This is a genomic window from Achromobacter sp. Marseille-Q4954, assembly GCF_943737025.1.
Lineage (GTDB): Bacteria > Pseudomonadota > Gammaproteobacteria > Burkholderiales > Burkholderiaceae_B > Achromobacter > Achromobacter bronchisepticus_A.
In genome coordinates this window covers 604,924-618,359 of record NZ_CALSFQ010000001.1, presented here as the reverse complement: position 1 = coordinate 618,359, position 13,436 = coordinate 604,924, and the positions used below count along the sequence as shown (strand labels likewise).

12 protein-coding genes are annotated in these 13,436 nt (G+C 65.5%); 1 reads left to right on the top strand and 11 read right to left on the bottom strand.

The features are described 5' to 3' along the window. Positions 1 to 13: 13 nt before the first annotated feature. The 11 genes from NGK62_RS02810 to NGK62_RS02760 all read right to left on the bottom strand — a co-directional run bounded on the left by NGK62_RS02810 (position 14) and on the right by NGK62_RS02760 (position 12,238). Entirely contained in the window at positions 14 to 1,708 is a 1,695-nt protein-coding gene (locus NGK62_RS02810; RefSeq protein ID WP_059374678.1) for an acetate--CoA ligase, read from the bottom strand. A gap of 127 nt (positions 1,709 to 1,835) precedes the next feature. Continuing rightward, a complete protein-coding gene (locus tag NGK62_RS02805) occupies positions 1,836 to 2,726 on the bottom strand; it encodes a UDP-2,3-diacylglucosamine diphosphatase (protein WP_373429004.1) in 891 nt (296 codons plus the stop codon). Positions 2,727 to 2,852: 126 nt separating this feature from the next. Then, complete coding sequence (locus tag NGK62_RS02800) at positions 2,853 to 3,761, bottom strand: DUF2167 domain-containing protein (RefSeq protein WP_251877341.1); 909 nt, start codon at positions 3,759 to 3,761, stop codon at positions 2,853 to 2,855. Positions 3,762 to 3,909: 148 nt separating this feature from the next. Then, on the bottom strand, positions 3,910 to 4,428 hold the full coding sequence (locus tag NGK62_RS02795; protein ID WP_059374672.1) for an RDD family protein: 519 nt from the start codon (positions 4,426 to 4,428) through the stop codon (positions 3,910 to 3,912). Positions 4,429 to 4,557: 129 nt separating this feature from the next. Next, positions 4,558 to 4,746, bottom strand: coding sequence for a hypothetical protein (locus NGK62_RS02790; protein ID WP_006389355.1), 189 nt, complete (start codon positions 4,744 to 4,746; stop codon positions 4,558 to 4,560). Positions 4,747 to 4,995: 249 nt separating this feature from the next. Further along, positions 4,996 to 6,732 (bottom strand): THUMP domain-containing class I SAM-dependent RNA methyltransferase, encoded by a 1,737-nt coding sequence (locus NGK62_RS02785; protein ID WP_251877339.1) that lies wholly within the window; start codon positions 6,730 to 6,732, stop codon positions 4,996 to 4,998. Positions 6,733 to 6,766: 34 nt separating this feature from the next. Beyond that, a complete protein-coding gene (locus tag NGK62_RS02780) occupies positions 6,767 to 7,195 on the bottom strand; it encodes a CopD family protein (RefSeq protein WP_187524030.1) in 429 nt (142 codons plus the stop codon). A gap of 98 nt (positions 7,196 to 7,293) precedes the next feature. Beyond that, positions 7,294 to 8,745, bottom strand: coding sequence for a bifunctional 2-methylcitrate dehydratase/aconitate hydratase (locus NGK62_RS02775; protein WP_251877337.1), 1,452 nt, complete (start codon positions 8,743 to 8,745; stop codon positions 7,294 to 7,296). A gap of 70 nt (positions 8,746 to 8,815) precedes the next feature. Next, positions 8,816 to 10,009, bottom strand: coding sequence for a bifunctional 2-methylcitrate synthase/citrate synthase (gene prpC / locus NGK62_RS02770; RefSeq protein WP_042792448.1), 1,194 nt, complete (start codon positions 10,007 to 10,009; stop codon positions 8,816 to 8,818). Positions 10,010 to 10,105: 96 nt separating this feature from the next. Next, the gene (prpB, locus tag NGK62_RS02765) at positions 10,106 to 10,996 is read right to left on the bottom strand and encodes a methylisocitrate lyase (protein WP_054450739.1); all 891 of its coding nucleotides are present in this window, start codon (positions 10,994 to 10,996) and stop codon (positions 10,106 to 10,108) included. Positions 10,997 to 11,248: 252 nt separating this feature from the next. Continuing rightward, positions 11,249 to 12,238, bottom strand: a complete 990-nt coding sequence (locus NGK62_RS02760) for a malate dehydrogenase (RefSeq protein ID WP_088139105.1) — start codon at positions 12,236 to 12,238, stop codon at positions 11,249 to 11,251. 368 nt (positions 12,239 to 12,606) lie between these two features. Between NGK62_RS02760 and NGK62_RS02755 the strand changes: the two genes are divergently transcribed. Next, positions 12,607 to 13,386, top strand: a complete 780-nt coding sequence (locus tag NGK62_RS02755; RefSeq protein ID WP_042792450.1) for a GntR family transcriptional regulator — start codon at positions 12,607 to 12,609, stop codon at positions 13,384 to 13,386. Positions 13,387 to 13,436: the final 50 nt, after the last annotated feature.

Genomic DNA, 13,436 nt, shown 5'->3' with positions numbered 1-13,436 from the left:
TCCGGTTGCGGCTTCACGCCTTGGGGGCGTGCGGCGCGTCTGTAATGCCTGCGGTCATCCGCGAGCGCTCTTCTTCGCGCAGGCGCAGGATGCGGCGCTGGATTTTACCGGTGGTGGTCATGGGCAGCTCGTCGACGAATTCGATCTCCTTGGGGTACTCGTATGGGGCCAGGCGCTCGCGCACATGTTCCTGCAGGTTCTCGATGATGTCGTTGCGGTCGCGCTGCGCGAATTCCGGCGTCAGCACCACGTAGGCCTTGACCAGGGCGCCGCGCTCGGCGTCGGGCTTGGGCACGACCGCGGCGTTGGCCACGGCCGGATGGCCGATCAGGCAGCTTTCGATTTCGCCCGGGCCGATGCGGTAGCCGGCGGACTTGAAGACGTCGTCGGCGCGGCCCGCGTACCAGAGGTAGCCGTCGGCGTCGATCTTGGCCAGGTCGCCGGTCAGGCACCAGTCGCCCTTGAACTTGGCCTGGGTGGCGGCTTCATTGCGCCAGTAGCCCAGGAACATCACGGGATCCGGATAGCCATGGATGTCGAGCCGGTTGACGGCGATCTCGCCGGTGGCGCCGGGCGCCACGGGCTTGCCGTCCTCGTCCAGCACCGCGACGTTGTGGCCGGGGTAGGGGCGGCCCATGCTGCCAGGCTTGGCGGGCCAGCGCTTCTGGCTGTTGCCCACCACGTAGTTCATTTCCGTCTGGCCGAACATTTCGTTGGGCGTCACGCCCAGCGCCGATTGGCACCATTCGAAGACGGTCTCGCCCACGCTTTCGCCGGCGCTCATGATGGAACGCAGGGCCAGCTGGTAGCGGCCGCGCGGCTCCGGCACCGCCTTCATCATCATCTTGAGCGCGGTGGGGAAGAGGAAGGTGTTGGTGACCTGGTAGCGTTCCAGGAGTTCGAATGCGCGCTCGACCGAGAAGCGGCCGCGCGTGCCGACGATGGGGTGTCCGAAGTACAGGGTGGGCAGCAGGGCGTCCATCATGCCGCCGGTCCAGGCCCAGTCGGCCGGCGACCAGAACACGTCGGCGGGCTTGGGGAACCAGTCCTGGGAGGCGACGAAGCCCGGCAGGTTGCCGATCAGCACGCTGTGCGGCAGCAGCGCGCCCTTGGGGGCGCCGGTGGTGCCGGAGGTATAGAGCAGAATGGCCGGATCCGAGGAACGGGTCTGGACCATCTTGAATTCGCTGGGTTGGCGCGCCAGCAGGCTGCGCCAGGGCAAAACACGTTCGTCGGCGAAGCCGATGCCGATGATCTGCTGCAGGTTGGGACAGTTGTCGCTCACGGCCAGCAGGTTGGCGCTGGAGGCGTAATCCACGATCGCGACGCGGGTTTCCGAGTCGCGCAGGCGGCTTTCCAGGGCTTCCGGGCCGAACAGGGCGGACAGCGGCAGCACCACGGCGCCGACGCTGTAGATGGCCATATGGGCCACCACGGTCTCGGGCCGTTGTCCCAGCACCACACCGACGCGGTCGCCGCGCCCGACGCCCATTTTCACCAGGCCGTTGGCCAGCTGATTGGCCGCTTCCGCCAGGCGGGCATAGGTCCAGACCTCGCGGTTGCCAGATTCATCTTCGTAGTAGATGGCAATGCGCCGCGCATCCGGACTACTGGATGCCCAGCGGTGGCAGCACGCTTCCGCGATGTTGAACTGGGTGGGTACCAGCCAGCGGAATGTTTGGTAGAGCGCCTGATATTGGTCGTTCATGGCCCTATGTTGTGAGCATGTTGCAGCGTGAACGGGTCAAGTTGGCCCGTTGCCCCAGATGCAAGCATGACCTAGAGGGCCGTGAACTGCAACATCCCCGTTGCGTAACGGGGACGCATACGGGTTATCACGGGTGTTTGCCCTGGCGGCGCAGCGCGGACGGCAGGGCCGGCAGCGTCAGCGAGCGGGGCGGCCGGGTGGCGGGATCGGCTTCGCGTTCCGCCATGACGGCGGCCCAGTCCAGCAGCTGGAGCTGGCCGTCGTGCGTTTCCGCCAGGGCGGACAGGCTCTCCACCCAGTCGCCGTCGTTGCAGTAGAGGATCTCGCCCACATAGCGCAGTTCGGCTTTGTGGATATGGCCGCAGACCACGCCGTCCAGACCCCGGCGCCGGGCTTCGCCCGCCAGCGCCTCTTCGAAGTCCGTGATGAAGGACACGGCGTTCTTGACCTTGTGCTTCAGGTATTGCGACAGGGACCAGTAATGCAGTCCCAGGCGGTGGCGCAGCCGGTTGAAATGATGGTTGATCCACAGCGCCAGTTGATAGAGCCCGTCGCCCAGATGGGCCAGCCAGCGGCTGTGCTGGATCACGCCGTCGAACTGGTCGCCGTGCAGCACCAGCAGGCGCTGTCCCTTGGCGGTGACGTGCACGTCCTCGTCCAGGATTTCGATGTCGCCGAAGGCGTATCCGGCGAACTCGCGCGCGAATTCGTCATGGTTGCCCGGGATGAATACGACCCGGGTGCCGTTGCGCGCCTTGCGCAGGATGCGCTGGATGACGTCGTTGTGCGCCCGGGGCCAGTGCCAGTGCTTGCGCAGCTGCCAGCCGTCGACGATGTCCCCCACCAGGTAAAGGGTGTCGGAATCGTTGTGGTCGAGAAAGTCTATGAGGAATTCCGCCTTGCACCCGGCGGTGCCCAGGTGAATATCGGAAATCCAGAGGGCGCGCCAGTGCGCGGGGCGGATTTCGTTCACGGTCGCGTTCCCAGGGGCTGTGCTCATGCCTGGGAATGAAACCATCCGGCGATGACCGGAACGTGAACGCCGCGTGACACTGTTGTGTCGGCCGGGCGAGGTTTCGCGATGCACGGCGGGCCGCCGCGCATCGGTTTCAAGGCATAGTGCGGCCGCGATCCGAAACGGCGGTCAGGGCTGCTGTTGGTTGGCCTTCTTGGCGCGCAGGCGCTTCCACAGGCCGCCGCCCAGCGCAGCCGCGGCCAGCACGCCGACCTTGGCGAATTTCGCCAGGAAGGCGGCGATCACGGCGAACAGGCCCAGCTTCTTGGCCGCCACGCCAGCCACCAGGGCGGCCAGGCCGTACTCGGCCACCTTGTCGGTCGAGGAATTGAAGTCGGCGTAGCGCTTGCCTTCGACGTAGTTCAGGTTGTCCAGCAAGGTCAGCACGGCCGTCTTGTCCTTGGGCACCATGCTCTTCTGTGTGATCAGGTCCAGCGTGATGTAGCCGTCGCGGCCCAGCGCGTAGGTGTTGTAGTTGACGGTGGGGTTCTCGGTGGCGCTTTCGCCCTTGTGCTTGACCGCGACCGACCAGACCAGGCGCTGCGAGTTGCTGTCGTACTTCGGCGCTTCGACCCAGCCGTCCATGATCAATTCGGGGAAACCGCGCTTCTTGCGCTCTTCGTTGGACTGCTCGGTGCCTTCGCGCAGGCTGTCCAGCAATTCGTTGACGTTCCAGTTCTTGGCGTCGTCGTCCTTGATGTAGCCGGCCTTGTCGAAATTGACGGTGATGACCCAATCGTCATCGTCGCTCTTGGGCATCACCACGCCCAGCAGGGAAGGATCCTTGCCGTTGCCGTAGGCCGCCATCAGCCGGTCCGCCTGCATGCGCGGCACGAAGAACATGGATTCGGGCAGATGCACGACCGCCTGCTCGCCCAGCTTGACGTCGGCGGGCCCCTCCTGGGCGGCGGCGAAGGCGGCCTTGGTGGCCGCTTCGATCTCCTGCTGGGCGGCCGCGTTCTGCGCGAGCGCACCGGCGGGCAGCAGGAACAGGGCGCTGGCGGTGGCCAGCGCAACACGGGAAAGGAAAGCGCGCATGATGGTTCTGGGGCGTCTGAAAAAAGGGGCCCCATTGTCTTTGCGGTCGACTTTCAACTTTCTGAAAGCAAACGGCTAATTCGGCGCACGATGTTGCCGTTTGTCGCAGGATGTATACGGCGCGGCGGCTGATGCCGCCGGCTGGGGGCTAGCGGGCCTTCTTGTGCCGCGGCGCGTTGCGTAGCCGCGTGCCCAGGATGCGGTCGTGCAGGAACTGGCCGTCGGGATCGAACCAGGACCAGATGAAGATGGTGAAGGGCGCGGCGACGATGAACATGTCCATCGAAGGCCAGCCGGTGGCGCTGGCAGCCGCCCACACGACCGCCGCGCCGGCCAGCACCAGCGGCCAGACGAGGACGTAGCGCAACATCAGGCGGGGCGTGGACGGGGTGTTGCCGTCGCGGTCGACCAGGCGGATGTTCCAGGTCTTCATGGGCAGGGTCTGGCCGCGGCGGCGCCAGCACAGCACGAAGTACGCCCCGATGGCGACGAACAGCCAGGCCTGCCGGGCGCCGCGCAGTTCCAGCGCGTTCTTGCTTTGGGTCAGGGTGTCCAGCAGGTAGCCCGCCAGGAACACCACGCCGAACAGCAGCACGGCTTCGTACATCATGCAGGCGAACCGGCGCAGCCGGTTGGGGGTCTGGTCGAGGAGGGCGTCGGTCGTCATGGGTCGCTATTATCCGACAAAGCCCAGGCCTTCCAAGGCAAAAAAAAACCCACCGGTAAGGGCGGGTCTTAAAAGGGGCTATGCAGCCCCCAAGGGGAAAACTGTTCAGGCCGTAAGCCTGGGCCTTGCTTAGGCGGCGGAGTGCGCGTTCTTGGCGCTCGTCTTGCCAGCCAGGGCACGGATGCCGTGGGCCAGCTTACGCAGGCCGGCGGCCAACGCCCGCATCGGGTGCGGACGGAATTGTTCTTCAATAGCCTGGAGCATCAGTTGGCGCTCGAGTTCGTCGGTCAGGCGGATGGTGTTGTTCGGGTTGATCACAATAGCCTCCACGGGCTTGCACTGTTTGTTTAGCTACTAGGGATAACCCGAATTATAGGGGTTAACCCTGAATTTGTGCAAGTGCCCGGTGCATATTGGCAACACCTTGGTGCGATGATGCGCTCAAACGGTGCTGGGGAAAACCATAAGCAAAGATAAGCGCGCCATGTTGCGGCGCCTTTACAACGCGCTGTTCAAGGCGAAAGGGGGGGCGCTCCGGGGGCGAAACCGCCCGGGGCGCGAGGCCGCTCAGGCGTCGCGGTAACCGGCCGCGACCAGCTCGAAACCGAACAGGCGGCAGTCCAGCGAACCGTTGTGCAGGGGCACGCGGCGCTTGGGTTTCAGGCGCAGCTGGTTGGGCAGCGTCAGGTCGCTGGTGATGACGTGCAGCTGCCAGCCCGCGAAATTGCGCTTCAGGCAGGTGGCCCAGTCGCGCCACAGATCCGCATCCTGTTCCGTCCCCATGCGCTCGCCGTAGGGCGGGTTGGTGACGATCCAGCCGTGGTCGGCGGGCGCGGTGACGTGGCGGGCATCGCCGACCTCGAAGCGGATCGAGTCTTCGGTCAGCCAGGCGCGTTCGGCGTTGTTGCGGGCGAATTCGATGGCTTGCGGGTCCAGGTCGTAGCCGACCAACGGCGCGTCCAACTGCGGCAGGATGCGCGCGCGGGCGTCGTCCTTCAGGTCGCGCCAGCGGTAGGCGTCATGCCCGCGCAGGCGTTCGAAGCCGAACGGGCGCGAGATGCCCGGGGGCACGCCCAGCGCGATCCAGGCGGCCTCGATCAGGATGGTGCCCGATCCGCAGAACGGATCCAGCAGCGGGGCGGCCGGATCCCAGCCCGCCAGCGCCAGCATGCCGGCGGCCAGGTTCTCGCGCAGCGGCGCCTCGCCCTTGTCCAGGCGCCAGCCGCGCTTGAACAGCGACTCGCCCGAGGTGTCCAGGTACAGCGTCGCGGTATGCCCGGTCAGGAACAGGTGCACGCGTGCGTCCGGACGCACGGTGTCGATGCTGGGGCGTTCGCCTTCCAGTTCGCGCAGGCGGTCGCAAATGCCGTCCTTGGCGCGCAAATTGCAGTACTGCAGGCTTTGCACCGGGCTCTTGATGGCCGAGGTGTCCACGCGCAAGGTCTGCTCCGCGCCGAACCAGCGCTCCCAGGGAGTGTCGCGGGCCAGGTCGAGGATGTCGTCTTCGTGCGAGATCTCGGCATGGGCGACCTGCACCAGGATGCGGGTGGCCAGGCGCGAATACAGGTTGGCGCGCTGCACGCCGGCCCAATCGGCCGTGAACGAGCAGCCAGCGCGGCCGGCCCGGGCGTCCTCGAAGCCCAGCGCCTGCATTTCGGCCGTCAGCGCCTCTTCCAGCCCTTGGGGGCAGGGGGCGAAGATGGGGAACGTTTCCGCCTGGCGGGTTTCGCGCGGACGGCGGTTGCGGACCTCGACGGCGGGTTCGTGGCGGTCTTCGTGTTGCTCGCGGCTGTCAACGGCATCCGATTCGTGCTCGGGTTCAGCCTGGTATTCCGGCGCCGGACCGTCGTCCTCGAACGGGTCGTAGAAGCGTCCCGCCGGCGTGGCCGGCGCGATGTACTGATCGTCGCGCAGGCGCGGCGCGCGCTGCGGGGCGCGGCCGGAGCGGCCGCCGGACTCGGTCTCGCGGCGCGGGCTGTCGGCCCGCTTGCGGTCCGGCGCAGGCCGCCCGGAGGCAGCCCGGTCCGAGGCGCCGCGTCCCGGCGTGGCCCGATCCGACGCGCCGCGCGCGGACTGGCCGCGGCCGGCGCCGCGCGGGCCGCGGGCTTCCTCGTCCTTGCGCCGCTGGTAGGCGGCGGGATCCTTCTGGCGTTCGATGCTTTCCTTGGTGCGCTCCTGTTGCGCGACCAGGCGGGCGCGGGCGCCCGTGCGGGTGCGCTTGGGGGCGTCTTCGGCATAGGCGTCGCGCGCCGTTTTCTTGATCGTCAGCGTCTTGCGCGGGCGGTCCTGTTCATCAGAGGACATACGAATCCTGGCGAATGTGCAGAGGTAGGGGGTATCAGAAGGGTTTGACGACGACCAGCGCCACCACCACCAAGAGCAGCAAGACGGGAACTTCGTTGAACCAGCGATAGAACTTGTGCGAACGGGTGTTCTTGCCCTGTTCGAATTTGCGCAGCATCAGGCCACAGGCGTGATGGTAGCCGATGACGAGCAGGACGAAAAAGAGCTTGGCGTGCATCCAGCCGTTGCCGGGGCCCACGCCGATGCCATAACCCAGGTACAGCCACATGCCGAACACGACCGCGACGATGGCCAGAATGGTGGTGAAGCGGTACAGGCGGCGCGCCATGCCCAGCAGGGTGGTATGGACCGCGGGGTCCGATTGCTGCGCCAGGTTCACGAATATGCGCGGCAGGTAGAACAGGCCGGCGAACCAGGAAGCGATAAAGACAATATGAAAGGTCTTGACCCAAAGCATGGCCATGGCGCGATCCAGTCGAGAAAGCCGCATTGTAAGCTGCGCCACCGCGCGCTCAGGCCAGCAAGCCAAGCCCCGCGGACGGGGCTGGTCGGGACGGCGGCTCAGATCACATACAGGTCGACGTACTCGTGCACCGGCATGGCTTCCAGCCGCTTCTGGTCCAGCGAGGCCAGCAGGATGCGCTCCTGCTGGCGGGCGGGGAACATGCGCGCCAGATTGGTGCGGAACTTGGTTTCCAGCAGCGGTATGCCTTCGGCGCGGCGGCGCTTGTGGCCGATGGGGTACTCGCAGACGATCTCGTCCAGCCGCGTGCCGTCCTTGAATTCCACCGTCAGCGCATTGGCGATGGAACGCTTGTCGGGGTCGTGATAGTCGCGGGTGTAGGCCGGGTCTTCGACGCAGACGATCTTGTCGCGCAGCGCGTCGATGCGCGGATCGCGCGCCACCGCATCCTCGTAGTCGGCCGCGGTCAGGCGGCCGAACAACGTCGGCACCGCCACCATGTACTGGATGCAGTGGTCCCGGTCGGCCGGGTTGGCCAGCGGCCCCTTCTTGTCGATGATGCGGATGCAGGCTTCGTGCGTGCGGATGGTGATTTTCGCGAAGTCGTCGGCGCTCTTGCCGGCGGCCTGCAGCCGGGCGTGGAGTTCCATTGCGCATTCGACGGCGGTCTGCGCATGGAATTCGGCCGGAAACGAAATCTTGAACAGTACGTTTTCCATCACGTAGCTGCCGTAGGGGCGCTGGAACCGGAACGGCTGGCCCTTGAACAGCACGTCGTAAAAGCCCCAGGTCTTGGCCGTCAGCACGGACGGATAGCCCATTTCGCCGGTGCGGGCGATCAGCGCCAGGCGCACGGCGCGGCTGGTGGCGTCGCCCGCGGCCCAGCTCTTCCTGCTGCCGGTGTTGGGGGCATGCCGGTAGGTGCGCAGGCTCTGGCCGTCGACCCAGGCCAGCGACACCGCGTTGATCACTTCCTCGCGGCTCAGGCCCAGCATCTGCGCCACCACGGCGGTGGAGGCGACTTTCACCAGCACGACGTGGTCCAGGCCGACCTTGTTGAAGGAGTTTTCCAGTGCGATGCAGCCCTGGATCTCGTGCGCCTTGATCATGCCGGTCAGCACGTCGCGCATCAGCAGGGGTGGTTTGCCGGCCGCGACCGCGGTGCGGGACAGCCAGTCGGCGGTGGCCAGGATGCCGCCCAGATTGTCGGACGGGTGGCCCCATTCGGCGGCCAGCCAGGTGTCGTTGAAGTCCAGCCAGCGGATCATCGCGCCGATGTTGAAGGCGGCCTGCACGGGATCGAGCTGGAATTGCGTGCCCGGCACCTTGGCGCCGTGGGGTACTGTCGTGCCGGGCACGATGGGGCCCAGCAATTTCCTGCACGCCGGATATTCCAGCGCTTCCAGGCCGCAGCCCAGCGTGTCGATCAGGCAGTTGCGCGCCGTTTCGTACGCCAGGCCGCTCTGGATTTCATACTTCAGGACGTAGTCGGCGATATCGACCAGAACCAGGTCGGGATCGGGACGGACGTTGGAGATCGGGGCAGACATAGCGGTACCTCTCCATGGAATGAATACAGGTGGCCATGCCGTGCCCTCGTCCGCGCCCTGGTGCCGTGGCTTACTTGCGCTTTTCCAGCGGCACGAACTTCTGGTCTTCCGGGCCCACGTAGTTGGCGGTGGGGCGGATGATCTTGTTGTCGATGCGCTGCTCGATGATGTGGGCCGACCAGCCCGCCGTGCGCGCGATGACGAACAGCGGCGTGAACATGGCGGTGGGGACTCCCATCATGTGATAGCTGACGGCCGAGAACCAGTCCAGGTTGGGGAACATCTTCTTGATGTCCCACATGACCGTTTCCAAGCGTTCGGCGATGTCGAACATCTTGGTGCTGCCGGCCTTCTTGGACAGCTTCTTGGCCACTTCCTTGATGACCTTGTTGCGCGGGTCGGACACGGTGTAGACAGGGTGGCCAAAGCCGATGATAACTTCCTTGGCTTCAACGCGGCGGCGGATGTCGGCCTCGGCCTCGTCCGGGGTTTCATAGCGCTTCTGCACGTCGAAGGCCACTTCGTTGGCGCCGCCGTGCTTGGGGCCGCGCAGCGCGCCGATGGCGCCCGAGATCGCGGAGAACATGTCCGAGCCGGTGCCGGCGATGACGCGCGCGGTGAACGTGGACGCATTGAACTCGTGTTCGGCGTACAGGTTCAGCGAGATGTGCATGGCCTTGACCCACTCGTCGCTGGGCTTCTCGCCGTGCAGCAGGTGCAGGAAATGGCCGCCGATGCTGTCGTCGTCGGTCTGCACGTCGATGATGCGGCCGTTGTGGCTGTAGTGGTACCAGTACAGCAGGGCCGAGCCCAGGTTGGCCATCAGGCGGTCGGCGATGTCGCGCGCGCCCGGGGTGTTGTGATCGTCTTTTTCAGGCAGCACGCAGCCCAGCACCGACACGGCGGTGCGCATCACGTCCATCGGGTGGCTGGCGGCGGGCAAGGCTTCCAGCGCGGCTTGCAGCTGGGCGGGCAGGCCGCGCAGGCTGCGCAGCTTTTCCTTGTAGGCCTTCAGTTCGGCCTTGTTCGGCAGCTTGCCGTGGACCAGCAAGTGGGCGATTTCCTCGAATTCGCTGGCGTCGGCGATATCCAGGATGTCGTAGCCGCGGTAGTGCAGGTCGTTGCCGCTGCGGCCGACCGTGCACAGCGCGGTGTTGCCGGCGACGACGCCGGACAGCGCAACCGACTTCTTGGGCTTGAAGCCGGCTTTTTCTTCCGGCTGGGCGTCCGTCTTGGCCACTTGCTTCTTGGGAGCCGTGCTCATGTCTCTACTCCTTCCTTTCGCGATGGTCGTTGCTATTGGGGGTGGGCATGCAAGGCGCCGGGCGGCTGCCGCGGCGCCGGAAACCGGGGGGGGGGCTTACGCCTTGCCCTTCTGGAACAGCGCGTCCAGCTTCGATTCGAATTCGTGGTAGCCGATGCGGTCGTACAGTTCCTCGCGCGTCTGCATCAGGTCCACCACGTTCTTCTGGTGGCCGTCGCGGCGGATCGCGGTGTAGACCGCTTCGGCGGCCTTGTTCATGGCGCGGAAGGCCGACAGCGGGTAGAGCACCATGCCCACGCCCACGCTCTTCAGTTCTTCCACCGAGAACAGCGGCGTCTTGCCGAATTCGGTGATGTTGGCCAGCACCGGCACCTTGACCGCCTTGACGAAGCGGTCGTAGGTGGGCAGGTCGTAGGCGGCTTCGGCGAAGATCGCGTCCGCGCCCGCTTCCACGCAGGCCAGCGCGCGCTCGATGGCGGCATCCACGCCATGCGAGGCGATCGCGTCGGTGCGGGCGATCAGGTAGAAATCGGTGTCGGTGCGGGCGTCGGCCGCGGCCTTGACGCGGTCGGCCATTTCCTCGGTCGAGACGATTTCCTTGCCGGGGCGATGGCCGCAGCGCTTGGCGCCGACCTGGTCTTCGATGTGGCAGGCGGCGGCGCCGAACTTGATCAGGCTCTTGACGCTGCGGGCGATGTTGAACGCCGACGGGCCGAAGCCGGTGTCGATGTCGACCACCAGCGGCACGTCGCAGACGTCGGTGATGCGGCGCACGTCGGTCAGGACGTCGTCCATGGTGTTGATGCCCAGGTCGGGCAGGCCCAGCGAACCGGCCGCGACGCCGCCGCCGGACAGGTAGATGGCGCGGTAGCCGGCGCGCTTGGCCAGCAGCGCGTGATTGGCGTTGATGGCGCCGATGATCTGCAGGGGGCTTTCTTCGGCAAGCGCGCGGCGAAAGAGGGCGCCGGCGGATTCGGGTCTGGACATGGGTGGTCTCCGTAATTTGGACCGGGTGTTTTCATGGGCCCCGGATGAAACGACTGGAATGCGGACTGGCGCGTCGCAGGCCTGGCCGGGACGCGTCCCGTCCTGGTTCCTGACCTTACCGCGGGCCCGGAAAATAAATCTGTCCCCTTCGCGACATTTCTTTGCGCAGGGGCAAAGGGACAGGTTTATGTTTCGGTCTTGCCTAGGAATTGGGCCCGCGCAAACGGGCCCAATTCTTTACTCATGCGCTGCTTACTTCAGCAGGTCCTTGACGCCGTCGCGCTCTTCGAGGAGCTCTTTCAGCGTGAAGTCCAGGCGCTCGCGCGAGAAGGCGTCGATTTCCAGGCCTTCGATGCGCTTGTATTCGCCGTTTTCGGTCGTGACCGGCACGCCGTAGATGATGCCTTCGGGGATGCCGTAGGAGCCGTCCGACGGGATGCCCATCGTGACCCACTTGCCGTTGCTGCCCAGGACCCAGTCACGGACGTGGTCGATGGCGGCGTTGGCGGCCGAAGCGGCCGAGGACAGGCCGCGGGCTTCGATGATGGCGGCGCCGCGCTTGCCCACGGTGGGGATGAACGTGTCGCGGTTCCAGGCGTCGTCGTTGATCAGCTTGGACAGCGATTCGCCGCCGACGGTGGCGAAGCGGTAGTCGGGGTACATCGTGGGCGAGTGGTTGCCCCACACGACCAGCTTTTCAATCGCGGCGACCGGCTTGCCCGACTTGGCGGACAGTTGCGACAGGGCGCGGTTGTGGTCCAGGCGCAGCATGGCGGTGAAGTTCTTGGCGGGCAGGTCCGGCGCCGACTTCATGGCGATGTAGGCGTTGGTGTTGGCCGGGTTGCCGACGACCAGGACCTTGACGTTGCGGCTGGCGACGTCGTTCAGGGCCTTGCCCTGAGCCGTGAAGATCTGGGCGTTGACCGACAGCAGGTCCTTGCGTTCCATGCCGGGGCCGCGCGGGCGGGCGCCAACCAGCAGGGCCACGTCGGCGTCCTTGAAGGCGGTGCGCGGATCGCTGTGGGCGGTGACTTCTTGCAGCAGCGGGAAGGCGCAGTCATCCAGTTCCATGATGACGCCCTTCAGGGCCTTTTGCGCTTTCTCGTCGGGGATTTCCAGCAGTTGCAGGATGACGGGTTGATCTTTACCCAGCATTTCGCCCGAGGCGATGCGGAATAGCAGTGCGTAACCGATTTGGCCGGCGGCGCCGGTGACGGCGACACGCAAGGCAGGCTTGGACATGGACGTTCTCCGTAATGGTTTGGCGAGAAAAAATCTCACCAAGCAGTGTAATCGTTGGGCGTGAAAATCAACGCGTGTGCAACGGCGCGCGCAGCGGCATGCGCGGGGCCCGGGCAGCGTTGAATCCTAGATCGAATTTACGTGTCCGTCAATTGCTCTTCTATCTTATATAAGACATAAGACGTTGGACAGCGTCCCGGCCGATATGCCACAATAGAGCGTTTATTCGAATGCGCCGCAACCCGGTTTCGGTTGCGCGCCTGTATCAAGCCAGAACACCGGCGGCAGCAGCGCATTGCGGATGGGTTCGCTGCCTTGCGCCGCCCTCCCATTTCCTCCGGATAAACATGACTCAATCAAAAAGATCCATGGCAGAGCCCCGGCCCGAAACCTCCTTACGCATTCGCGCCGCCCGCACGGCGGGCGAGGGGGCCGCTTTCAGTCCGCTCTACCGGCAAATCAAGGATCTGCTTGTCCAGAGCCTGGAACGCGGCGAATGGAAGCCCGGTGAACTCATCCCCAGCGAAATCGATCTGGCTGCCCGTTTCCAGGTGAGCCAGGGCACGGTGCGCAAGGCGGTCGATGAGCTGGCTGCCGAGCACATGCTGCTGCGCCGCCAGGGCAAGGGCACTTTCGTCGCCACCCACCACGAAGCGCGCGTGCGCTACCGCTTCCTGCGCCTGGCCGCCGACGACGAAGGCGAGGCCGGCCGGGCGGAAAGCCGCATCCTGGAATGCCGGCGCCTGCGTGCGCCCGCCGAGATCGCGCGCGCCCTGGACCTGCGGGCCGGCGAAACCGTCGTCATGATCCGCCGCCTGCTGTCCATGGGGCAGACGCCCACCGTCGTGGACGACATCTGGCTGCCTGGTTCCATCTTCCGTGGACTGACCCTGGAGCTGTTGACCGCCAACAAGGCGCCGCTCTACGGTCTGTTCGAATCCGAATTCGGCGTGAGCATGGTGCGCGCGGACGAAAAGCTGCGCGCGGTGATCGCGCCGGCCGAGGTCTGTCCGCTGCTTAATGTTCCCGCCGGGACGCCGTTGTTGCAGGTGGATAGGGTGTCTTATACGTATGGTGACCGCCCCATGGAAATTCGCCGGGGGTTGTACTTGACCGATCGATACCACTACCGCAATAGTCTGAATTGATGAGTTTTTTACCTACGATTTGATACCGACCCTATCTCTGGGCGAAAATA

Bases quoted from the DNA above. Each gene is read 5' to 3' on its own strand.
- NGK62_RS02810 (WP_059374678.1), bottom strand. From the start codon at position 1,708: ATGAACGACCAATATCAGGCGCTCTACCAAACATTCCGCTGGCTGGTA.
- NGK62_RS02805 (WP_373429004.1), bottom strand. From the start codon at position 2,726: ATGGTTTCATTCCCAGGCATGAGCACAGCCCCTGGGAACGCGACCGTG.
- NGK62_RS02800 (WP_251877341.1), bottom strand. From the start codon at position 3,761: ATGCGCGCTTTCCTTTCCCGTGTTGCGCTGGCCACCGCCAGCGCCCTG.
- NGK62_RS02795 (WP_059374672.1), bottom strand. From the start codon at position 4,428: ATGACGACCGACGCCCTCCTCGACCAGACCCCCAACCGGCTGCGCCGG.
- NGK62_RS02785 (WP_251877339.1), bottom strand. From the start codon at position 6,732: ATGTCCTCTGATGAACAGGACCGCCCGCGCAAGACGCTGACGATCAAG.
- NGK62_RS02780 (WP_187524030.1), bottom strand. From the start codon at position 7,195: ATGGCCATGCTTTGGGTCAAGACCTTTCATATTGTCTTTATCGCTTCC.
- NGK62_RS02775 (WP_251877337.1), bottom strand. From the start codon at position 8,745: ATGTCTGCCCCGATCTCCAACGTCCGTCCCGATCCCGACCTGGTTCTG.
- prpC (WP_042792448.1), bottom strand. From the start codon at position 10,009: ATGAGCACGGCTCCCAAGAAGCAAGTGGCCAAGACGGACGCCCAGCCG.
- prpB (WP_054450739.1), bottom strand. From the start codon at position 10,996: ATGTCCAGACCCGAATCCGCCGGCGCCCTCTTTCGCCGCGCGCTTGCC.
- NGK62_RS02760 (WP_088139105.1), bottom strand. From the start codon at position 12,238: ATGTCCAAGCCTGCCTTGCGTGTCGCCGTCACCGGCGCCGCCGGCCAA.
- NGK62_RS02755 (WP_042792450.1), top strand. From the start codon at position 12,607: ATGGCAGAGCCCCGGCCCGAAACCTCCTTACGCATTCGCGCCGCCCGC.